The organism is Mycobacterium sp. NPDC050041, from assembly GCF_049541695.1.
GTDB lineage: Bacteria > Actinomycetota > Actinomycetes > Mycobacteriales > Mycobacteriaceae > Mycobacterium.
The window spans coordinates 486,440-507,292 of record NZ_JBMVDG010000001.1; the positions used below are offsets into that span (position 1 = coordinate 486,440).

Genomic DNA, 20,853 nt, shown 5'->3' on the forward strand with positions numbered 1-20,853 from the left:
CTGCGTTTATAGAGAAATGCGGGGATCGGTCTCAGGCGCCGCATCATTTCGATGTGGAACTCTGGACCGATGAGACTTCCGGCAAGCGGACGGAGCCGCACGACATGACGACGCGTCCCCCGCTCCCACCGTTCGACCGCGAAGGCGCCACCCAGAAGGTGCGCGCTGCTGAAAATGGTTGGAATACCAGGAATCCCCAGCTGGTCGCCGAGGCCTACTCGACAGAGAGCCGGTGGCGCAACCGTTCGACCTTTCTCCAGGGTCGTGAGGAGATCGTCGAATTCTTGACCTCGAAATGGGCCACGGAACTCGAATACCGGTTGATCAAGGAACTCTGGGCGTACGACGGCGACCGGATCGCGGTCAGGTTCGCCTACGAGTACCACGATGTGACCGGTCAATGGTTCCGCGCGTACGGCAACGAGAACTGGGAGTTCGATCCCGACGGCCTGATGCGGGCCCGTCACGCCAGCATCAACGATCTGCCCATCGCTGACGAGGACCGCAAGTTTCATTGGCCGCTTCTCGGCCCTCGACCCGAAGACCACCCCGGCCTCAGCGATCTGGGGCTCTGACCGCCCCTGAGCATCTGCTCATATTCGGCCGGGACGCCCGTCCTCGGAGAGGGCGGACGCGAGTTGGCGGCGGGACGTCACGCCCAATTTCCGAAAGGCCTTGCTGAGGTGGTACTCGACGGTGGACGTCGTGACGAACAGTCGGCTGGCGATCTCGGCGTTGGTCGCGCCGGCACTTGCCTGGCGTGCCACCTGGGCCTCCTGTGGTGTGAGACCGAACGGGTCGTGCGCTCGCGGCGCGTCTGCCGCGGCTCCGCCTGCGGCGCGCCGCTCCGCACCCGTGCGGCCGGCGAACGCGGCGGCACCCATCGCGGTGAACATGTCGTACGCCGTCCGCAGCTGTGCCTCCGCGTCGCGGCGACGCTTCCTGCGGCGCAGCCACTCCCCGTAGAGCAGGTGCGCCCGCGCGAGCTCGGTACGCACCGCGGTGCCGGCCAGTTGACCGATCGCCTCCAGGTAGAACATCTCGGCGTCAGCGTCGGCGGCCATCAGCGCTCGCGACCTCGCCAAGACACCCAGAGCCCACGGGGTGGCCGAGGCGGTGGCGCGTTCGGTCAGCCGCGCCAACGCTGCCTCAGCGGCGGCTCGGTCACCGCCGCGCACGCCGGCCTCCACGACCTCGGGCAGCACCCGGTTACCGAAGCCCGGCGGGTCGTCGTGAAATATCTGCAAGGCCCATACGAGGGCCTCCGGATAGCGGCCCAGACCGAGTTCCAAGATGGTCAGGCCCATCAACGCGAAGACCTCCAGGACGGCAGCGCCCTTCTGACGACCCCAGTCCGCGGTCGAGGATGCCACCGCGCGGCTCTCGCTCTCTCGGCCCTGCCAGGCGCGCACCTCCAAGAGCACCCCGGTCGTCGCGGGGGGCGGCACACCGATCAGCGCGGATATCTCGGCGGCCTCGCCATAGCTGTTCTCGGCGTCCTTCATCTCTCCAGCCCAGACCTGGGACGTCGAGAGGCCGGCCAGGGTGATCCGCATCGCTCCCAAGGCCCCAGCTCGGCGCTCCATGTCCTGGGCGCGTTCGAACATCGCGCGACGGCCTTGCTCGTCCCACACGTCGTCGGCGGCGAACCATCCCAGGATCGTCGACGGGATGTCGACGTGCGCGGCCGTCTCGTCGGTGAACATCATCGCCACCGCAGAGCGCAGCAGCGGGACTGCGTCGGCGTAACCGCTGGCGATTCGAGTCGCGAAGCCGTCCAGGAGTAGGTCGTTGCCGCTGGGGGGCCTTCGCGGGTCGCGAGTGGCACTCAGCGCCGTGCGGGCCACCTCTTCCAGAGTGGTGCCGACGGTGTATTGGCGGGCGACGATCGCGGCTTGCATGGCGTCGAACAGGATCTGCCGGATCTGTGACACGTCAGCCGGATCGACTCTCGTCGCCGCATCCAACAAGACGGCTGGCGCGTCCTTGTGACGGGAGAAGAACACCGAGATCGCTGCGGACAGCCGTTGCACCGCGACGTCCATGCCGGCGCCGCCGAGCCCCGGCATCGCCAGAGTCATCAGGGCCTCGGCGAGCCGACCGTCGCCGGCCGCCAAGTACGCCTGCGCAGCAGCCAGATACCGCAGCGCGCCGCCTCGGGCGTCGGGTGACAGCTCAGCGGCGCGCGTCAGGAATGCGGCCTGCATGATGTGGCCACCCCGGCGCTGGGCGCGCTCCGCCGAGGCCTGCAGGTCAGCGGCGATCGGCTCATCGGGCGTCGTCACGGCGGCCGCCCGGTGCCATGCCGCCTGGTCGTCATCACCGTCACGATGAGCCACCGTGGCCAGCGCGTTGTGCACGCGCTGGCGCTCCTCGGGTGTCGCACCGTCATACACCGCCGACCGGATGAGCGGGTGCCGGAACGCGATGCGCGGCTCCAGGGACATGATTCCCTGCTGCACAGCATGATTGGCTGCCGCTGCGGCCACCCCAAGCAGCGCGCCGGCTCGCCACACTGTCGACGGCTTCTCGTCGGCACAGGCCGCGGCGACGAGCAGAAGGGTGCGTGCCTCCGGTGACAGCGTGGCGACCTGCGCCAGGAAGTGCACGTCCACCCGCCGACCGACCGGCAGGCGGCGCGGTAGCGGGAACCGCCCGGCCAGCTGTTCGGCGGTGAGTTCCCCGAGCAGCTCCAGCATCGCCAACGGGTTGCCCCCGGTTTCGTCGATCACGCGCGCTGACACCCGTGGATCCAGCGGTCCGGACACCGCCTCGTCGAGGATGGTGTGCGGTAGTGATCTTGTCGAGCATCGCGCACTCCGCGGCGCGCCCGACGAGGACGCGGAGCCGGCCGGCGGGGCCATTCCGCTCATCGCTCAATGTGTTCCACGCCTGCCATCTCCCCTGTCCAGACCCAAGCTAGCCGAATCTTGGTGGCGCCACTTCGGCATGACTTCGTGTTCGGACGGGCCCTGCACGGGTACCCCCTTCGTCGTCGCGCGGTGGCCGCGGGACGGGCGAGAGCAATCAGGAGTGAACAGATGGCAGACATCATCGAGCTCGTGTACGCCGATCACGACTGGCTGCGCCGACAGTTCTTCCGCCTCGACGACGCACGATCCGACGAGGAGCTTGCCGCGGTCTGGGACGTCCTCAGTGCTCGCCTCGATGCCCACGCCGAAGCGGAGGAGACGGTGTTCTACCCGGCGCTGCTGAAGCAGGGTGGTCGCAAGGACCCCGGGAATCCGGAGGGCGATCCCCGGGAGGAGACCGAGGACGCCATCACCGACCACAATGCGATCCGCGACGCGGTGCGTTCGTCACGCAAGTACCGGCCGGGCAGCGAGGAATGGTTCGAGGCGGTGTTCAAGGCACGCACCGAGAACGGTGAGCACCTCGACGAAGAGGAACGCGAGGCCATGCCCGACTTCATCAAGAGCGCCTCCCTGGAACTGCGGCACCAGCTCGGCATGGAGTGGCTGCGGTTCTATGCCGAGCACGAAGCCGTCAAGGGCATCGACGGGCGCGACAAGGATGCCGACGAGTACATCGAACGGCACTCCTGACAGCCTGAGCGTCGCGCCGTCTCGTGCGACGCTCCGCGTCACTGGGGTTCATCCCGGATTCGCACCGGCACTGTTCCGTGGTCGGCTCCAAGGGGTCGGCAGCGCCGACGCACACCACGCCCATTGCTTCCGAACAGGTGATGTCCTTGACTGCTTTTGCCACCCGTTACCACACGGCGACGATCGAAGGACTCGAGGTGTTCTACCGCGAGGCCGGCGATCCGGCCAATCCGACATTGGTTCTGCTGCACGGTTTTCCGTCCAGCTCGCATATGTTCCGCAACCTGATCGACTCCCTGGCCGATTCGTACCACCTGGTGGCGCCCGATCACGTCGGGTTCGGCCGCTCTGCGATGCCGACAACGACCCAGTTCACGTACAGCTTCGACCGCCTCACCGAGATCACCGAAGGCTTGATCACTCATCTCGGCCTTGACCGGTTCGCGCTCTACATCCACGACTACGGCGCTCCGATCGGCCTGCGGATCGCCAGCCGGCGACCAGAACGGATCACCGCGCTGATCACCCAGAGCGGCAACGCCTACATGGAGGGCTTCACCCCGTTCTGGGACATCCTGTTCGCTCACGCGAAGGACCGCGCCGCCAACGAAGAAGGCGTGCGCGAGAAGTTCACCCCCGAAACCACCTACTGGCAATACACCCACGGCGTACCCGTCGACCGTCTCGATCGGATCGCGCCCGAGACCTGGCAGCTCGACCAGCTCGGGCTGGACCGCAAAGACAACGACGCCATCCAGTTGCAGCTGTTCTGGGACTACCAGTTCAACCTCGACGGCTATCCCGCATTCCAGGAGTACTTCCGCACCCACCAGCCCCCGCTGCTGGTCACCTGGGGCAAGAACGACGAAATCTTCGGAGCCGCCGGCGCGGAGGCGTTCCGTCGAGACTTCCCCAACGGCGAATTCCACCTCCTCGACGCCGGCCACTTCGCGCTGGAAACCCACGGCGAGGAGATCAGCGGGTACATCCGCGACTTCATGCCGCGAGCATTGGCCACCGGGCCGGCGAACTGAGACAGCAGCTGGCATCGAAGGACGTGACGTGTTGCAGCCGGTGATGACGCCGTTCGGCTTCGAGTCGACCACCGATGAGGTGATACGGGGCGTCGACCTCAACGGCAAGCGGGCCGTCGTCACGGGCGCGACCAGCGGCCTGGGCGTGGAGACTGCACGGGCGTTGGCCGCGGCCGGCGCCGAGGTCGTGCTGGGTGTTCGCCGACTCGATGCGGGCCGGAAGATCGCAGAAGAGATACGAAGTGCCACAGGCAACGGCGCCATCGTCGCGGCGCAGCTCGATCTGTCCGATCTCGCATCGGTCACGTCATTCGCGCAGGGCTGGAACGGTCCGCTGCACATTCTGGTGAACAACGCCGGCGTGATGGCCCTGCCGGAGCTGCAGCGCAGTGCGCTGGGGTGTGAGATGCAGTTCGCGAGCAACTTCCTCGGCCACTTCGCGCTCGTCGTGGCGTTGCGGGGTCCTCTTGCCTCGGCCGGCGGCGCGCGTGTGGTGTCGGTCAGCTCCACCGGCCATCTGTTCTCACCCGTGGTATTCGACGACCTGCACTACCGTTTTCGACCCTACGATCCGATGACCGCCTACGGACAGTCGAAGACGGCCACCGTACTGCTGGCGGTCGAGGTGACGGCGCGGTGGGCGAGTGACGGAATCATCGCCAATGCACTGAATCCGGGCGCGATCGCCACGGGCCTGCAGAAGCACACCGGCGGGTTGCGCACTCCCGAGGAGTTCCGCAAGACCGTCGAGCAGGGCGCGTCGACATCGGTGTTGTTGGCGGCGTCGCCGCTCGTCGACGGGATCGGCGGACGGTACTTCGAGAACAACAACGAAGCCGAGGTGGTCGCCGAACGCGCCGAGGATCTCGGCCGTGCAGGCGGGGTCGCGAACTACGCGCTCGACGGCGACAACGCGGCACGTCTGTGGCGTGAGGCAACCGCGCTCACGCAGCTCTGACATCGACGGCAACTCTTCGGCGTCCGCAATTGAGGGATTCCTGGCAGGAAAGCACCGGCGCGCAGCGCACGGTGAGACCAGCATGGAATCAAGCGGAGACGGCGAAAGGAAGAGGTCATGTCAGGCAACATCGCTGGTGTCGAGGTGCCCGAGACCGCCGCGGTCGCCGAGGCGACTCGTTTCGTCGAGGCGACGACCAGTCCGCTCATCTATCACCACTCCCTCCGCGTGTACTACTTCGGCCAGCTCCACGCTCTCCGGCTGGGCATGACACCGGTTTCCGAACTCCTCTACCTGGCCGCGGTGTTCCACGACACCGGTCTCATGACGCCCTTCTCCGATGCGGAACAGCGTTTCGAGGTCGATGGAGCCGACCACGGGCGCGCGTTCATGCTCGAACGCGGATTCTCCACTGCGGCCGCCGAAACCGTGTGGACGGCCATCGCGCTGCACACGACACCGGGCATCCCGGGACGGATGGGGCCGGAGATCGCCGCCACCCACCTCGGTGTGCTGACCGACGTGAGCGGCGTCGGCCTCGACGGGCTGAACACCGACCAGGTGGCCGAGATCATCGCCGTTCATCCCCGGGGCGACTTCAAGAACGAGTTCCTGAGTGCCTATTTCGACGGGCTGAAGCATCGACCGGCGACGACCAACGGAACGGTGAACTCCGACGTGCTGGAGCACTTCATGCCCGGTTTCCGGCGCACGACCAGTGTCGAACGCATCCTCGGCTCACCGTGGCCGAGCTGATTGGAAGAGGCGACATGCAAGCCATAACGACACGAGACCGGGACGCCGGAGCCAGCGGGCTCACACTGACCGACCTGCCCTATCCGCACGCGGCGGAGAACGACGTCGTCGTGCGCGTACACGCCGCCGGCTTCACTCCCGGAGAGCTCGAGTGGCCCAGCACCTGGACCGACCGGGCCGGCCGTGACCGCACGCCCAGCGTGCCCGGGCACGAACTGTCCGGAGTCGTCGCCGAGTTGGGTTACGGCACCACCGGCCTGACCGTCGGCCAACGGGTCTTCGGCCTCACCGACTGGGCACGGAACGGCACGCTGGCCGAGTACACGGCGGTAGAGGCGCGCAACCTCGCCCCCCTCGCCGCCGACATCGACCACACCGTGGCCGCAGCTCTGCCGATCTCGGGTCTGACTGCATACCAGGGGCTTTTCGTCCATGCGGGCCTCACCGCCGGCCAGACCGTTGTGGTGCACGGCGCCGCCGGTGCCGTGGGGTCCGTCGCCGTTCAGCTCGCGCGCGAGGTGGGTGCTCAGGTGATCGGCACCGGACGGACCGACGACCGCGATGTGGTGCTCGGCCTCGGTGCACACGCGTTCCTGGACCTGGGCAACGAACCCCTCGACGGCATCGGCCACGTCGACGTGGTGTTCGACGTCATCGGCGGCGATGTCCTGGAGAAGTCGGCGGCACTGATCCGTCCCGGCGGCACGCTGGTGACCGTCGCGACGCCGCCGACGGTGCAGCCCAGGGAAGGTCGCGCCGTGTTCTTCGTGGTCGAACCCGATCGTGCGCAGCTGGCGGACCTGGCCCAGCGATTGCGGACGGGGCGGCTCGGTATCGCGATCGGCGCCGTGTATCCCCTCGAGAAGACGGCCGAAGCGTTCGCCCACCGTCGGCGCACGCACGGTCGGACGATCATCCAGATGGCGACCGACGGAGAGGAACGTCCATGAGGGCAGGTCATTTTGGCCAGGGCGTGCTGGCCGCCGCGGTCGCTGCCGTCGTCGCCGGCTGCGGGTCGTCGGCGGAGCCGCAGGCCGCCGCAACTCCGAGGCATCCGTCGGAGACCCTGGCTCCACTCTTCGAACAGCCGCTCCCCGGTGTCGCGGGCAAGACCTTCACTTCGGCGATCGTGACCTTCCCGCCGGACGCCCGCGCGGTGCCCCACCGACACGGCGACGCTTTCGTCTACGCCTATGTGCTCGAGGGGTCGGTGCGCAGCCGGCTCGAGGGCGGGCCCGCGCTGGTGTACCAGGCGGGACAGAACTGGTCCGAGCAGCCCGGCGCCCACCACGTGGCCACCGAGAACACGAGCACGACGGACCCGGCGAAACTCCTTGTCGTCTTCATCGCCGAGACCGGCCAGCCACTCAAGGTCGACGATCCGCACGGATGAGCGGGCGAGGATCACACAGGAGGTCGCCATGGCCATCGCCTCGGCACTGACGAACGTCGTTCTCGTGCACGGCGCTTTCGTCGACGGATCCACCTGGCGGCCGGTGTACGACCTCCTCACACGGGACGGATTCCACGTCGCCGTGGTCCAGAATCCCACTTTGTCCCTGGACGGTGACGTGGCCGCGACGCGACAGATCATCGACGCGCAGAGCGGACAGGTTCTGCTGGTGGGGCATTCCTACGGCGGAGCGGTCATCACCGCGGCGGGTACCCACCCGAAGGTCGCCGCCCTGGCCTACATCGCAGCCTTTGCACCAGACGAGGGCGAGTCGGTGAGGACTCTCAACGGCGACCCGGACGCGCCAGGATCACCGCTGGTGTCAGCTCAGGGCGGATTTCTGTTCCAGGACCGATCAGGTTTCCACAGGTCTTTCGGCGCTGACCTGTCCGCCACTGACGCCGCGTTCCTGGCCGACGCACAGGTCCCATTCGCCCTGGCAGCCATGGAAAAACCGATGACCAGTCCTGCATGGCGAAGCAGGCGCAGCTCATTCCTGATCGCCACTCGCGACCAGATGATCGCGCCGTCAGCCCAGCGCGCCATGGCGCAGCGGGCCGGTGCCACCACCGTCGACGTCGTCGCCAGCCACGCCGTCTACATGTCACAGCCGGCGCAGACGGCCGCGATGATCCGTCAGGCCTGCGTCCTCTGATCCGGCCGGTCGCTTGTTCGACCTTCAGCCGAACAGCGGCAGCGCCCGCTTGCGCGCCAGCGCCGACATGCCGCGCTGAATGCTGTCCTCCACCTCGCGGTACTTCTGCTCGACGTAGTCGTCATCCTCGGCGCGGGCCGGGTCGTGATCGACCTCGACGGCGGGCATCAACCGGGTACGAATCTTCGCCGGCAGCGGCAGCTGAGGCAGTGCCGCAGGCGCGATACCCCACGGCAGAGACACCGCTACCGGAAACACTTTGAGTCGCAACAACTTGTCCAGACGCAGCGCCCGAGACAGACCGTCACCGCGGATCAGCACCGGCATCGCATCAGCGCCGCCGACCGTCGCGATCGGCACGATCGGCACTCCCGCCCGGATCGCCATCCGGACGAAGCCCGCGCGGCCCGCCAGGTTCGCGACGTCGCGCTCGGTCCACGGACGCAGCGAATCCACCTCACCGCCCGGCCACACCGCCACGTCGCGACCCTCGGCGAGCGCTGTGGCCATCGAGTCGGGCGCTGCCGGCAGCACCCCCATCGCGCGGAAGTACCGGCCGATCACCGGTATCGCCATCAACGCGTCATGGGCGGTGCCGTGCAGCGGGCGTTCCTGACCGAACCGGCGCCACCACTGCACACCGACCGTCCAGGCATCCCAGACGAACGGGGCGCCCGAATGGATTCCGACCAGCAGCACCGGCGGCTCGGGCAGGTTCTCCCAGCCGTCGAACTCCATCCGGAACCAGTGATCCACCAGAAAGTTCCACAGGTACTTCTGGCGCTGCATGGTCGCCTCGTCTTGACCGCCCAGATCCCACTGGCCGGCCCGTTCGCTGAGCCAGCCGCTGATCCCGCCGTCCTCGCCGCTGCGCCGCTCGGCCATCTTGCGTCGTGCCTGCTCAGCATGCTGCTGCGCTTGCTCACGGACGGCGGCGGGGCGGGAGTCGGATTCGGTCATGCCGACCGTGTACCCGCCGCTGTGGTCGTCGTCACATCCCGCGGCCTGTGAGACGGCTGTGCATCAGTGACGGTGCGTCCGACGCAGGTGAAGGATGGTGTCGCCGCCGGACTTCGTGTTCGGTTCACAAAGAACGAGGAGGTTCGTATGACAGAGGTCCGATCGGGTGGAGGCTGGCCGGCATTACGCGTCGATGACTGGGAGCCGACGCGCAGATCGCTGCACATGTGGACCCAGATCGTGGGCAAGGTGCGGCTGGCGCACGCGCCGCTGCTCAATCATTGGTGGCAGGTGCCGCTGTACGTGTCACCGCGTGGACTGACGACGTCGGCGATCCCTGTGGGCACCGAATCGTTCGACATGGAGTTCGACTTCGTCGACCATGTGCTCGCGGTGCGAGTGAGTGATGGCGGCGCTGCCAGCATCGATCTGCGCGACACCTCCGTAGCGCAATTCCACCGAGCAGTGCTGGACACGCTGGGCGGACTGGGCATCGAGGCGAACATCTCGAACGGACCCAACGAGGTGGACCCCGCCATCCCGTTCGCGGAGGACACCCATGTCGGCTACGACCCCGCCGCGGCCAACGCGTTCTGGCGGCAGCTGGTGCAAGCCGACCGGGTGATCGGCCGGTTCCGTGCCCGGTTCATCGGCAAGGTCAGCCCTGTCCACTTCTTCTGGGGATCTTTCGACCTGGCGTGCACCCGGTTCTCCGGTGGCCTGGCTCCCCGGCATCCCGGAGGTGCGCCGAACTGCGGCGACTGGGTGATGGAGGAGGGGTACTCCCACGAGCTGAGTAGTTGCGGCTTCTGGCCCGGCGGTGCGGCCGAAGGGGCGTTCTACTCCTACGCCTATCCCGAACCGCCCGGGTATGCCGACGCCGCGGACAGTCCCGCCGGTGCGTTCTACGACACCGGCCTGCGGCAGTACCTGTTGCCGTACGAGGTTGCCCGCCAAGCGGAGAACCCAGATGAAGCGGTGATGGACTTCCTCGAGTTCACCTATGGCGCGGCCGCCGACTTGATGGAATGGGACCGGCGCGCCCTCGAAACCGACCCAAGTCGCTGGGAGCACAAAGCTCGGCCTTCGTGACTGCTTGAGCGGCCGTGGTCATATCCGGCCAACTCTGACGTACCGGCGGATGTGTTGGCCGAGGAGCGTTTTGGCCGAGCGCTTACATGGGGGGCTTCATCCACTTCCCACTTCAGGATACGGCGTAACCGGGGGCTTGCGGCAAGGCCCGGGTGGTGCTGCATGCTTGCGCGTCCCGAGCAATAGAAAGTAGGGCGCCAATTGTCCACATCGCTTGATGAGGGTCCGTTCTTCCATGGCACGATCGCGGACCTGAGGGTGGGCGAGTTCCTCACTGCGGGTCATCGATCGAACTATCGTCCCGAGGTCGTGATGAACCACATCTACTTCACCGCCCTCGTCGATGGCGCCGGCCTTGCTGCGGAAATCGCCGCAGAGCTCGCCGGCGGCGACGCCCGTCCGAGGGTGTACGAAGTAGAGCCAACCGGAGAGTTCGAGAACGACCCGAATGTGACCGACAAGAAGTTCCCCGGCAACCCCACGCGTTCCTACCGCAGTGCGGCCCCACTGCGGATCGCCGGCGAGATCACCGAGTGGACGCGACTGACACCCGAGCAGTTGCAGACGTGGCGGGAACGGCTGTCCGCGCTCCGGTCCGACGATCGTGGCGAGATCATCAACTGAGTCAGCCGGACATCGCGCGTGTTCTCAAGCCGGCGCGGCTTCCACCGGAACCAGTTCGGTGAGCCCGGTCATGGCGAGTGTGGACATCAGCAGCTGTGGGGCGATGACGTGGATCTGCTCACCGCGAACGAACAGCGCATTGATTGCGGCGCTGTCCAGATACTCCAATGCGCTGAGATCCACGATCAGCCGTTCCTCACCTTGCCCGAGAGCGCCGGTCGCTGCGGAGAGCGCTTGATCGAAGTCGTCGATGTTGCTCAAGTCGATCTCGCCTGCGGCTCTGAGCACCAGCCTGCCGTCGTCACGGCGAGCGGTGTCGAGCGTGAGAAGCGTTGGCATCAGGCAATCCTCGCTTTCAGGTGGACGGTCGTTCCGGAGGCGTCGGTGTCGACGGTGACGTGGTGCATCAGCGACCTCATCAGGGTGGTGCCCCTGCCCCGGAGGGAATTCGTCGGGAGCGGCGCCTTCCACGTGCCGGTGTCGGAGACAGTGATCCGCACCTCGTCACCGATCGCGGTCGCGGTCAGGGTGATGGCTCCGCCCGGGTCAGCGCGGTGACCGTGTTCGACGGCGTTCGCGACAGCTTCACCCACGGCGACAAGCACTTTCATCGCCTGCTCCGGATCGGCGCGGACATTGTTCAACCACTTCCGCAGTGCGCTGCGGGCCGGGGCGAGATGTTCGGCGTGGGCGGGGAATGTCAGGTCGAGCGGCGCGGGATGGCGGTAGAGAAGCAGGACCACGTCATCTTGGTAGCCGCTGGGCGGCTCGAGACTCGACATGGCTTGGCCGACCAGGTCGTTCAGCGTCGTGTCGCGTCGCTCGGAGATCAGGTCGGCGAGGCGGCCGATGCCCTCTTCCAGCGCGGTGCGCCGGCGTTCGACGAGGCCGTCGGTGTAGAGCGCCAGCATGGCGCCCGTCGGCATCGTCACCTGTGCCTCCGGTCGCGGCCATCCGGCTCTCATCCCCAACGCGATGGTGTGGGCGTCGTCGAGCATGCGGATGGTTCCGTCCGCGTGTATCAGGAGCGGCGGCGGGTGCCCTGCACTGGAGTACACCAGCTCACCGGTACTGGGATCGAGCACCACGCAGACAGCGGTGGAGCATCGGGCACCGGGCAATCGGGCCGCGAAACGATCCAGCCCGATGAGTGCGGCAGCTGGACTGGGGTGGTCGAAAAGCAATGCACGACAGGCGCTTCGCACCTGTCCCATCACGGTGGCCGCAGTGAGTCCGTGGCCGACGCAGTCACCGACCACCAACGCGATGCGTCCGTCGTCGAGGTCGACGATGTCGTACCAGTCACCGCCCACCTGTAGCGGCGGGCTGGCGGCCTGGTAGCACGCGGCGAATCCGTCGGGGAGCTGAGCCGGACCGAGAATCGCATGCTGCAGCGCCAGTGCGGTTTCGCGCTGCTGGTCGACCTGATGCACGCGCTGCAAGCCCTGACCCAGGCGGCCGGCCAGCACGGTCAGCAGCGTCTGATCCTCCAGGGTGAACGACCGCGCCTCGTTGAGGTCGATCCAGACCACGAGCACGCCTTCGGGATGCTGCAACGCAATTGCGGCCGTGCCCGGCTGCACGACGTTGGCCGTCATCAGGTCGCCGTCGCGCAACGCGATGACCGCCTGGCGGGTGTCGGCGGGCAGGTCGGCCCACTGCGTCGACTCGCCGACCGCCACCACGTGCGGTCCTGGGTCATTGCCGCGCGCCGGAGAACGGTGGTCGAGGAACGTCACGGCCAGTACGCGGCGTGCCCGCCACAGCCGCCGGAGTTCCTCCGCGGCCGCCTGCACGGCTTGGTCGACGGTATTGGCCAGCGCGAGCTCCTGGTTGAGCGCATGTTCACGACCAGCCGCCAGCGCCAGGGCGATGGCGGCGTGGCGGGCGAAGTCGCTGACGAGCACGAGGTAGTCGTTGTCGAAGGGCGGCTGATGAGGACGACGCGCGACGGCGATGACACCGAGGACCGCATCGTCGGAGACCAGCGGCATGACGATCGCCGAGCGCTCGCCCACGTCGGTGAAACCCTCGATGGGGTACTGGAACGAATCGGTGATCAGCGGTAGGCCGCGACGGGCCACGCCGCCCGTGGTGGAGGCATCCATGGGCACCTGCTGACCGATCACCTCCGTGGAGTACCGGCCTGCGGTCGCGGCCACCACGAGCGTGTCGACTTCGTGAGCAGGCACATCGGGTTCCTTGGGAACCAGCAGGATCGCCTGCTCGGCATCGGCCAGTTCGAGTGCCCGGTTGACGATCAACTGGAGCGGGCCCATCTGAGGATCGCCGGACAGCAACGCACTGGTGATCTCCCGGCTCGCCCTGGTCCACCTCGCCGACTCGCGTTCCCGCTCGAACAGTCGCGCATTGTCGATGGCGGCGGCCGCGGCTGTGGCCAACGCCCGCACCGCGCTCTCCTGCATGTCCGAGAACACCCAGCCAGGCCGGTCGTCGGCCAGGTACAGGTTGCCGAACGCGGCTCCCCGCACCGTGATCGGTGTGGCGAGGAGCGCCAGGATCGGCAGCCCGGCCAACTCCGGGTGCGCTGCAAGGTCGTCGACGCGTAGGCCGTAGCCCACCGGAATGTCGCCGAGTCGGCGCGTCGCGGCATCGGGCATCCCGGCGTCGACGAAGGACATCCGCGAGCCGTCGACGGCGCGGATACCCAGAGCTGCGTACCTGGCGCCGGTCAGCGTCAGCGCCCCGTGGACGATCCGATCCAATGTCACCTTGAGGTCGAGGTCGGAGCTGATCTCCACGATGACCCGCACCAGTAATTCCATCTCATCGCGGACGGCGACCAATTCGTCGAGTTGCTCATGCATCCGCGTGACGAGCTCGCGGCGGCCCGGCCAGGTGAACGCCGATTCCCCCTCGCCACTGGTCATGGAACGAAGCTACCCGCTACGTCAGCAACCTCCTACCGCGTCGCCAAAGCGGATCGCGGATGAAAGCGCGGCGGCTGTGCGGTTCCGTTACGGGTCAGTCAGCCTCAGTTGCCACGCAACGCACAGAGCGCCACGGGGGCCACGCTGATCTTGGGTGATTCGTCACATTCCACATTTCCGCGATTAGCCCGTGACGTTGGCGGCAATTCCATGGACACGTGCGCGTCAGCGCCAGGACCATGTCATCCGACCCAGAGGGGCTCCAATCTTGTCCACCATCGACACCGCAAAATTGCTCACCCAGCTCAGAGCGATTCTCGACCTGACCAATACCGAGATCCAGATCGCCGAGACCCGCATCGCCCAAGCGCGCACCGAAGCCGTCCGCACCGAGTTGCAACAGAACGCCTCCAACGGCCGCTCCCGCGCCGAGGCCATCGAAACCGCCATTCGCGACCTCGGCGGCTACCCCGACGTCATCGGCCCGTTCATCGGCCGCGCCGCCGCCGCAGTCAAGGCGATGACCGAGCAGGCATCGCCGTTCGACGAAGCACTGCTGGGCGACCTGGCGCTCGAGGACCAGCTCCTGCAACGGTCGCGCTATCTCAAGGCGCTCGCCGTGGCGGCCAAGAACAGCGACGTGCAGTCTCTTGCCGACCGGCTGATCATCGCGCACACGGCGACAGTCGAATGGCTGGTCACCGTTCTCGCAGAGGATGCCCTGGGAGGACCGGCCGCGTTGCGCCGTACGCCGCTGCAGGCCGCCACCGGCGCCGCAGTGCGCGCCGTGAACCTGCCCATCACCTGGACCACCCGCGGCGTCGACCGCACTGTCGAAGCCTTGCGCAGTACCGGCCCGGCGTTCACCGAACTCGTCAACCGCGGCCAGCGTGTGACCGAAGTGGCCGGCAAGACGCTGAGCGCATCGCGCGACGCCGCGCTGGCTGCCGCCGAGCAGGTCACCCGCGAAGAAGGCGTCGACAAAGCCGCGGACGCGCTGCATTCCGCGCGCAGCGCCACCGGCGTGCTGGACCCGTCCGAGCTGCCGATTTCGAATTATGACGAGCTGACTGTCGCCGATGCAGTCGCCGCGGTGAAGGATCTCAGCGATCCCTCGGACATCCGCGTCATCGTGGCGTGGGAGGAAGCGCACAAGAACCGTGCGCGCGTCGTGTCCGCGGCGCAGACCCGCCTTGCTGCGATCGCACAGGAAGTGGTCGGCATCAGCTGACCGAGTACCTCCGATGCAACGCCCCCGCGACCATGGCGCGGGGGCGCTGCCAAACTCAGCGATGGCTGTTTGCTGGTGCTGTTAGCCTGCTCGAATGAACGTGACGGAAGCGAAGCGCGCTGGTAGCGAGGTGCCGGCGCAAATATCGTTTCCTCAGTTGGAGATTCGTTGATGACGATGCCCGAGAACCTGTGGCGACGTCTCGACCACTATTATTTTCTGACGGCGTTCCTGGCTTCGCGGGACGTCCAGGCTTTGTGTTGTCGTGTCGTCGCGGCGATGATCATCGGCCTCGGTGTCATCTCGGTGGCACTGATCGCGAGCCCCCTGGGACCGCACGGCCCCACGAATCGAGCGGTCGCCGTCGGGATCGCCGTCTGCTGCCTGGTGATGAGCGCGGTGTGGCTGCGCCGCCGCTGGCCGTCGGCGACGGAGTCCCGGATGACCGTGGTGATCGGGACGGCGTGCATCGCGGTGTCATGCCTGATCCAGTCCGAGCCGGTCGCCGGCCTGTTCGGGGCGGCCACCTTCGGATTGGTGTCCGCCTACACGGCCCTCTTCCACACCCCGCGACTGCTGGCACTGTGCTGGACCGCGGCTGCCGTCACGTTGGGCGTGCTGACCGTTCGGTGGGCGGGCCACGACGTCGCATTCGTGGTGTCCTCGGCACTTCTCGTCGCCCTGGTGGTCGTTTTCGTGACCTTCGCCGGACGAATGACCATCTGGCTGCTCGACGCCGACATCTTCCACCCGAACCTCGACGCCCTCACCGGTCTGCTCAACCACGACGGGTTCCACGAGAAGGCCGCCACCCTGTTGACCTCGAGCAGCCGCACCGACGACCGCTTCTTCGTCGTCGCAGTGGTCAACCTCGACAGTTACTCACTGCTGCGCAGCCTGGCCGGCACGATCGGAGTCGACCGGGCCCGGATCGAGGTCGCGCGCCGATTGCGTGAGACCGCCCGCAGCAACGCGGTGCTCGCCCATCCCAGTGACTCGGAATTCGTGATCGCCGACCTCTTCACCGAACCCGACACCTCACCATTGATCGAGCGGGTGCAAGGCACCATCAACGCGGCGTCAGCCCGACTCACTGCCAGCGTCGGGGTGGTCTGCACGCCGCTCGCGCCGGTGGCGAAGCTGCCCGCTCCCGACGTGATCGACGAGCTGTTGGCCGTCGCCACCAACGCCATGTACGACGCCCGCCGGGCGGGGGGAAACCGCGTGACCTACGTGCACGACCCGGCACTGACGGTGCTCGACGCGCCACCGGCCGATGAGTGGCCCGACGACGACACCCGTTGAGGCTCGGGGTGCACGGTCACTCGCGGGAGTCGATGACCTGCTGCGCGATGTCGACGAGCCGCACATTGCTCTCCTGGGAGAGCCTGCGCATCATCTCGAAGGCCGCCACGTCGTCGACCTTGTAGCGCTCCATGATGACGCCCTTCGCCTGACCGATCCGGTCCCGGCTCGACAACGCGGACTGCAGCTGTTCGCTCTGCCTGCTGGCGAGAACCGCGGCGGCCGCGTGGGCAGCAAGAACGATTCCGACGGTCTCCGCCTCGACGCTCCAGGCGTGCGGACGGAAGCTGAACAAGTTCAGCGCACCCGCGGTGCGGTCGGCGGTGTACAGCTTGAACGACAGACCGCTGTAGATGCCGATTTCCACGCATGCCGGCGCGTACTGCGGCCACCGCGTCTCGTCCCGGAAGTCGTCGGTACGCACGATCACGTCGTCGAGTGCGGCCTGCACGCAGGGACCCTCATCGAATGCCATCTGCAGCTCGTGGAGTTTGTGCGCGAGATCGCTGTCTCCCGGCAGCGTCTCGAAGGACCGCTCCTTGCCGATCAACAGGATCGCCGCGACGTCCGCACCGGGGATCAGCTCCAATGCGGCGGTGGCGACCCCCGAGAGCACGTCGTCGATCCTGCTCGGGCTGGCCAACGCGCGGGCCAGTTCGGCCATCCGTGCGGCCAGGTCCTGTTGCTCGGCGTGCATCGTCATCACAGTCAGTCTCTCTCAGGGCGCGGGATCTCGGGCCGCATTGGTTTTGCGGGGCCGTGTGTGGGGCAACTGTGTGCCAGGCGAATGTGGAGGTCGACTTCTACATGCGCTCAGGCCACGCCGGTTCAGACCACGAGCCGGCGAGGCCGCCCCGATCTATGACGGCGCCGTCTTGCGTGACAGGTCCTCGATCACCTGGTGAGCGACGTCCCGGAGTTTGACGTTGTCGCGTTGAGATCGCCGCACCAGCAGGTCGAACGCCTCCTCGGCGGTGCACGCCGTCGCTACGCGCAGCGCTCCCTTGGCCTGATCGATCTCGGAGCGGGAGCGCAATGCCTGTTCGAGTTGAGTGACGGTCTCCTGCGTACGCCGCCAGCGATGGGCGTCGGTGACCGCCCGGCTCGCCGCGTCGGTGTACAGGCACAGCAGCTTCTCGTCGAAGAGGTCGAACGCCGAGACCGTTCGGCTGTAGACGTTCACCGATCCGACAAGCTCGCTGTCGTCACCGGCGACAGCGCCGACGATGAGCGGGATGGACAAGGTGGCGCGGACGCCCTCAGCCTGCGCTGCAGCCAGAAAACGCGGCCATCGCCGCTCGGCGGAGTCGATCACCACACGCACCGGCTGCCGCGTCTGCGCGGCCACCAGGCATGGCCCGTCCCCCTCCGCGTACTGCGCCGCATCCAGCTCCAGGACCGAGTCGTCTGTGTGCGCGGCGGTGCGGGGCGTGCTGCCGATGACGGTGATCGAGACAGTGTCGGCTTCGGGAACAGCCGAGACCGCATTGCTCGCTATCCGCGACAGCGCCGCGTCCAGTGACTCTTCATCGGCGATGATGGCGTTGAGGTCTGCCAGGGCGGCCATCGTCGAATCCAACCGATTCAGCACATCGGGTCGATCGGCGTTCATGGACCCCTCCTCCTGATTCTTAGGATATTTCATTCAAGCGTTCGAAACCTGCGATGGTTTGGATCGCATGAATGAGGAAGATCACTTGTGAGGGTCGACGCGGGAAACCACGAACACACGGACCGAGCAGTAGGAAGCGCCGGACACACATGGTTCGCGGCGCCGTCATCCGGTCGCGGTGACTCTGACTCCGAGCGGGGTGCGCCCGGTCCTGCGGCTGAAGGCGCGGTGGAAGGAGTTCGGGTCGTCATAGCCGAGGAGGAACGCGATCTCGGTCAATGACAGCGCGGACTGGGTGAGGTAGTGGCGGGCCAGGTCTTCGCGGACGTCAGCAAGGATTTCCTGGAACGTGGCGCCTTCCTCGCCGAGGCGGCGCTGCAGCGTGCGGGTGCTGATGCCGAGGTGGCGGGCGACGCCGTGCGTGGTTCCGGCGCCGGCGGGCAGTAGTTCAACCAGAATGGCGCGGACCTTGGTGCCGAGCGTGGCGTCGGTCGCGAGACCGTCGAGGCGGCGGCGCAGCTCGGGTTCGAAGAACTCCCACATGCCGGCGTTGGCGGTCAGGAACGGCCGGCTCGCATCGAGGCGGGAGAACCGGATGAGGGTGGTGTCGCCCCGCTCCACCCGCGCGCGCAGCCAGTCCTCGACTGCCGCGAGGTTGCGTGGCGGCTGCGGCAGCACGACGCGCGCGGGTACGACGCGGGTGCGGGTGCCGATCCGGGCCAGGGCGGCCCAGAAGGCGACTTCGACGGCGGGCAACACCGCGGGTGGCGAAAACCCTGGCGGCCAGATGATTTCGATGCCCACTCCGTCGGCATCGGCATCGACACGAAGGCGAAGTGGGCCGAGTAGGCGCTTGTGCACGGCGATGCGTTCGGCCGCGACCTGCAGATTGGGACTGCACATGGCCGCAAAGATCGGCGGGTCGAAGACCTCGGGGCTCAGCGTGCCGGCGATCGTCGTCGCCAGCTCCCGATCACCGACGAGGTGGTCCAGAGCACTGAACAGGGCGTAGTACTGCGGCGGGGTCAGCGCCGCATCCTCGCGACCCAGCAGGTCCCCAGGTAACCCCGCCGCGTCGAGCAGATCCGCCGCCCGCACACCGAGATCGGCGAGGAGTACCCGCACGAACGGCAGCGACAGGCGGAACGGCGCGACCGGAGTGCTCATGCTCCGACGACGGCGCCCACGTCGATTCGGAGGCCGGTCTCACTCTCGGCCGCGCGCCACAGCGCCTCGATGGCGGCGTCGCTGCCGGGCCGTACCAGCGGCTTGCGAACCGGCGGGCCGTTCGTGCCCCAGAGTGGTCCGTAGAACCCGCCACCGGGGGCGCCCGGATCGACGGCTGCTCGCAGTTGGCTGAGCGCGCCGCGGTCGGTCGACATGCCGATCACCTTGACCAGTCTCTCGGAGACGGTGCCGAGTAGGCCCGCGCTGCCGTGGGCCTGCGTGGTTGTCTGCAGATCGGAGTTGGTCAGGCCCGGCTGGGCGGACAGCGCCTTCGCGTCGATACCCGCGTCGTCGAACTGCCTCTGGAGGCCGACCGCCAGGTGGCGCATCGCCAGCTTGGTCTGGCCGTACATGCGCCACTCGTCGAAGTTCTCGCGCATGTGCGGGTCGGCGGGATCGACGGCGCGACCGGTGTGTTGCGCAGTGCTCGACAGGGTCACCACTCGTGTGCCGGGCGTTGTGACGAGGACGGGCAGCAGGTGGGAGATCAAAGCCCAGTGGCCGAGGACGTTGATGCCCATCTGGGTGTCGAAGCCGTCCTCCGTCGTCCCCTGAGGCAGCGCCATGACGCCTGCGTTGCACATCAGGATGTCGATGCGGTCGTGCGCGGCGGTGATCGTCTTCGCCGCGGCCGCCACGGAGGCGAGCGACCCGAGATCCAGGTCGACGATCTCGAGTGACGCGTCCGGGTGCTCAGCGAGGATTTCTGCGTGTGCGTCGGCTGCCTTGGCCTTGTTGCGGACCGCCATCACCACGTGCGCGCCGGCACCGGCGAGAGCCTTGGCGGAGGCGAGTCCGAGCCCGCCGTTGGCTCCGGTGACGACGGCGACCTTGCCGTGCAGATCAGGGATGTTCTTCGTTGACCAGCTCATGGGCGTTCCTTGTGTCGTCGAGGCTCAGTGATTCCAAAGCTACGACAACGGAGTCGGCGCCATGCTCGCAAAGTGCGCCAACGCACTCGCACTTCGCGCCGGCAGGCAGGACTTGGCAGCAGATTGCAGTGACACCGAACCGGGTCACCCAGCAGCCTCGACAGCATGGACACCTGCCCGCCAGGACATGCCTTCGTCGCGAGGTTCGCCGACTTCTGGACCGCGCCGTCCCCAGCGCGACTGCCCGAACTGCTGCACCGGGATGTCGTATTGCGCCAACCACTGGCACAACCGACGGTCGGAATCACACAGGCCCAGCAGCAGTTGAGCGGTTCTGCCGCTGCCTGCCCGGTCTGCGCGCGAGCATCGATCACTGGGTCACGGACGGTGATCACGTGTTCATCGAATTCACCCTGCACGCCAACGTCGGCAGGAACACCCTCACCTGGCCGACGGTCAACCGCCTCGTCCTTCGGGATGGCAAAGCGATCGAGCGCGTGACCTACTTCGACCCGCTCGCCGTGCTGCCGACGCTGCTGCGACACCCCTCGGTGTGGTGGCAGTGGATCACCCGCTGAAGGCACCCCTCGCTCAGTGCCGCGTATTGCAACCGAACG

Annotated in this window: 21 protein-coding genes; 13 read left to right on the forward strand and 8 right to left on the reverse strand. The window is 67.2% G+C overall.

The window, feature by feature from the left end:
- Positions 1–104: 104 nt before the first annotated feature.
- A complete protein-coding gene (locus tag ACPCHZ_RS02505) occupies positions 105–575 on the forward strand; it encodes a DUF1348 family protein (RefSeq protein WP_423483785.1) in 471 nt (156 codons plus the stop codon).
- Positions 576–593: 18 nt separating this feature from the next.
- On the opposite strand, the gene ACPCHZ_RS02510 is transcribed toward ACPCHZ_RS02505, so the two are convergent.
- Positions 594–2,732, reverse strand: a complete 2,139-nt coding sequence (locus ACPCHZ_RS02510; RefSeq protein WP_423483290.1) for a helix-turn-helix transcriptional regulator — start codon at positions 2,730–2,732, stop codon at positions 594–596.
- A 309-nt stretch (positions 2,733–3,041) separates the two neighbouring features.
- On the opposite strand from ACPCHZ_RS02510, the gene ACPCHZ_RS02515 reads away from it, so the two are divergent.
- The 7 genes from ACPCHZ_RS02515 to ACPCHZ_RS02545 all read left to right on the forward strand — a co-directional run bounded on the left by ACPCHZ_RS02515 (position 3,042) and on the right by ACPCHZ_RS02545 (position 8,422).
- The gene (locus tag ACPCHZ_RS02515) at positions 3,042–3,566 is read left to right on the forward strand and encodes a hemerythrin domain-containing protein (RefSeq protein WP_423483291.1); all 525 of its coding nucleotides are present in this window, start codon (positions 3,042–3,044) and stop codon (positions 3,564–3,566) included.
- 146 nt (positions 3,567–3,712) lie between these two features.
- Positions 3,713–4,600: an alpha/beta fold hydrolase gene (locus ACPCHZ_RS02520; protein WP_423483292.1), complete on the forward strand. Its 888-nt coding sequence runs from the start codon at positions 3,713–3,715 to the stop codon at positions 4,598–4,600.
- Positions 4,601–4,628: 28 nt separating this feature from the next.
- Positions 4,629–5,558: an SDR family NAD(P)-dependent oxidoreductase gene (locus ACPCHZ_RS02525; RefSeq protein WP_423483293.1), complete on the forward strand. Its 930-nt coding sequence runs from the start codon at positions 4,629–4,631 to the stop codon at positions 5,556–5,558.
- 117 nt (positions 5,559–5,675) lie between these two features.
- Complete coding sequence (locus ACPCHZ_RS02530; protein ID WP_423483294.1) at positions 5,676–6,314, forward strand: HD domain-containing protein; 639 nt, start codon at positions 5,676–5,678, stop codon at positions 6,312–6,314.
- Positions 6,315–6,328: 14 nt separating this feature from the next.
- On the forward strand, positions 6,329–7,264 hold the full coding sequence (locus tag ACPCHZ_RS02535; RefSeq protein ID WP_423483295.1) for an NADP-dependent oxidoreductase: 936 nt from the start codon (positions 6,329–6,331) through the stop codon (positions 7,262–7,264).
- Complete coding sequence (locus ACPCHZ_RS02540) at positions 7,261–7,707, forward strand: cupin domain-containing protein (protein ID WP_423483296.1); 447 nt, start codon at positions 7,261–7,263, stop codon at positions 7,705–7,707. Before ACPCHZ_RS02535 ends, ACPCHZ_RS02540 begins: the two co-directional genes overlap by 4 nt.
- A gap of 28 nt (positions 7,708–7,735) precedes the next feature.
- On the forward strand, positions 7,736–8,422 hold the full coding sequence (locus ACPCHZ_RS02545; RefSeq protein WP_423483297.1) for an alpha/beta fold hydrolase: 687 nt from the start codon (positions 7,736–7,738) through the stop codon (positions 8,420–8,422).
- A 24-nt stretch (positions 8,423–8,446) separates the two neighbouring features.
- Here the strand turns inward: ACPCHZ_RS02545 and ACPCHZ_RS02550 are convergent, their stop codons facing one another.
- Complete coding sequence (locus ACPCHZ_RS02550; RefSeq protein ID WP_423483298.1) at positions 8,447–9,382, reverse strand: lysophospholipid acyltransferase family protein; 936 nt, start codon at positions 9,380–9,382, stop codon at positions 8,447–8,449.
- 147 nt (positions 9,383–9,529) lie between these two features.
- Here ACPCHZ_RS02550 and ACPCHZ_RS02555 point away from each other — a divergent pair, with 147 nt between their 5' ends.
- Both ACPCHZ_RS02555 and arr read left to right on the forward strand, forming a co-directional pair.
- Positions 9,530–10,474: a DUF5996 family protein gene (locus tag ACPCHZ_RS02555; RefSeq protein ID WP_423483299.1), complete on the forward strand. Its 945-nt coding sequence runs from the start codon at positions 9,530–9,532 to the stop codon at positions 10,472–10,474.
- A 201-nt stretch (positions 10,475–10,675) separates the two neighbouring features.
- Positions 10,676–11,098, forward strand: coding sequence for an NAD(+)--rifampin ADP-ribosyltransferase (arr, locus tag ACPCHZ_RS02560; RefSeq protein WP_423483300.1), 423 nt, complete (start codon positions 10,676–10,678; stop codon positions 11,096–11,098).
- 24 nt (positions 11,099–11,122) lie between these two features.
- Here arr and ACPCHZ_RS02565 read toward each other — a convergent pair whose 3' ends face one another.
- Together ACPCHZ_RS02565 and ACPCHZ_RS02570 are read right to left on the reverse strand one after the other, a co-directional pair.
- A complete protein-coding gene (locus tag ACPCHZ_RS02565; protein WP_423483301.1) occupies positions 11,123–11,437 on the reverse strand; it encodes an STAS domain-containing protein in 315 nt (104 codons plus the stop codon).
- Positions 11,437–13,989 (reverse strand): SpoIIE family protein phosphatase, encoded by a 2,553-nt coding sequence (locus tag ACPCHZ_RS02570; protein ID WP_423483302.1) that lies wholly within the window; start codon positions 13,987–13,989, stop codon positions 11,437–11,439. Before ACPCHZ_RS02570 ends, ACPCHZ_RS02565 begins: the two co-directional genes overlap by 1 nt.
- 268 nt (positions 13,990–14,257) lie before the next feature.
- Here ACPCHZ_RS02570 and ACPCHZ_RS02575 point away from each other — a divergent pair, with 268 nt between their 5' ends.
- Together ACPCHZ_RS02575 and ACPCHZ_RS02580 are read left to right on the forward strand one after the other, a co-directional pair.
- On the forward strand, positions 14,258–15,220 hold the full coding sequence (locus tag ACPCHZ_RS02575) for a ferritin-like domain-containing protein (protein ID WP_423483303.1): 963 nt from the start codon (positions 14,258–14,260) through the stop codon (positions 15,218–15,220).
- Positions 15,221–15,391: 171 nt separating this feature from the next.
- Positions 15,392–16,525 (forward strand): diguanylate cyclase domain-containing protein, encoded by a 1,134-nt coding sequence (locus tag ACPCHZ_RS02580; RefSeq protein ID WP_423483304.1) that lies wholly within the window; start codon positions 15,392–15,394, stop codon positions 16,523–16,525.
- Positions 16,526–16,541: 16 nt separating this feature from the next.
- On the opposite strand, the gene ACPCHZ_RS02585 is transcribed toward ACPCHZ_RS02580, so the two are convergent.
- The 4 genes from ACPCHZ_RS02585 to ACPCHZ_RS02600 all read right to left on the reverse strand — a co-directional run bounded on the left by ACPCHZ_RS02585 (position 16,542) and on the right by ACPCHZ_RS02600 (position 20,236).
- Positions 16,542–17,228 (reverse strand): GAF and ANTAR domain-containing protein, encoded by a 687-nt coding sequence (locus tag ACPCHZ_RS02585; protein WP_423483305.1) that lies wholly within the window; start codon positions 17,226–17,228, stop codon positions 16,542–16,544.
- 156 nt (positions 17,229–17,384) lie between these two features.
- Positions 17,385–18,137 carry a GAF and ANTAR domain-containing protein gene (locus ACPCHZ_RS02590; RefSeq protein WP_423483306.1) on the reverse strand — a complete coding sequence of 251 codons (753 nt, stop codon included), beginning with the start codon at positions 18,135–18,137 and terminating at the stop codon, positions 17,385–17,387.
- A 165-nt stretch (positions 18,138–18,302) separates the two neighbouring features.
- Complete coding sequence (locus ACPCHZ_RS02595; RefSeq protein ID WP_423483307.1) at positions 18,303–19,304, reverse strand: helix-turn-helix domain-containing protein; 1,002 nt, start codon at positions 19,302–19,304, stop codon at positions 18,303–18,305.
- Entirely contained in the window at positions 19,301–20,236 is a 936-nt protein-coding gene (locus ACPCHZ_RS02600) for an SDR family NAD(P)-dependent oxidoreductase (RefSeq protein WP_423483308.1), read from the reverse strand. The genes ACPCHZ_RS02595 and ACPCHZ_RS02600 overlap by 4 nt, the downstream gene beginning before the upstream one ends.
- Positions 20,237–20,364: 128 nt before the next feature.
- On the opposite strand from ACPCHZ_RS02600, the gene ACPCHZ_RS02605 reads away from it, so the two are divergent.
- Positions 20,365–20,814 (forward strand): nuclear transport factor 2 family protein, encoded by a 450-nt coding sequence (locus ACPCHZ_RS02605; protein WP_423483309.1) that lies wholly within the window; start codon positions 20,365–20,367, stop codon positions 20,812–20,814.
- Positions 20,815–20,853: the final 39 nt, after the last annotated feature.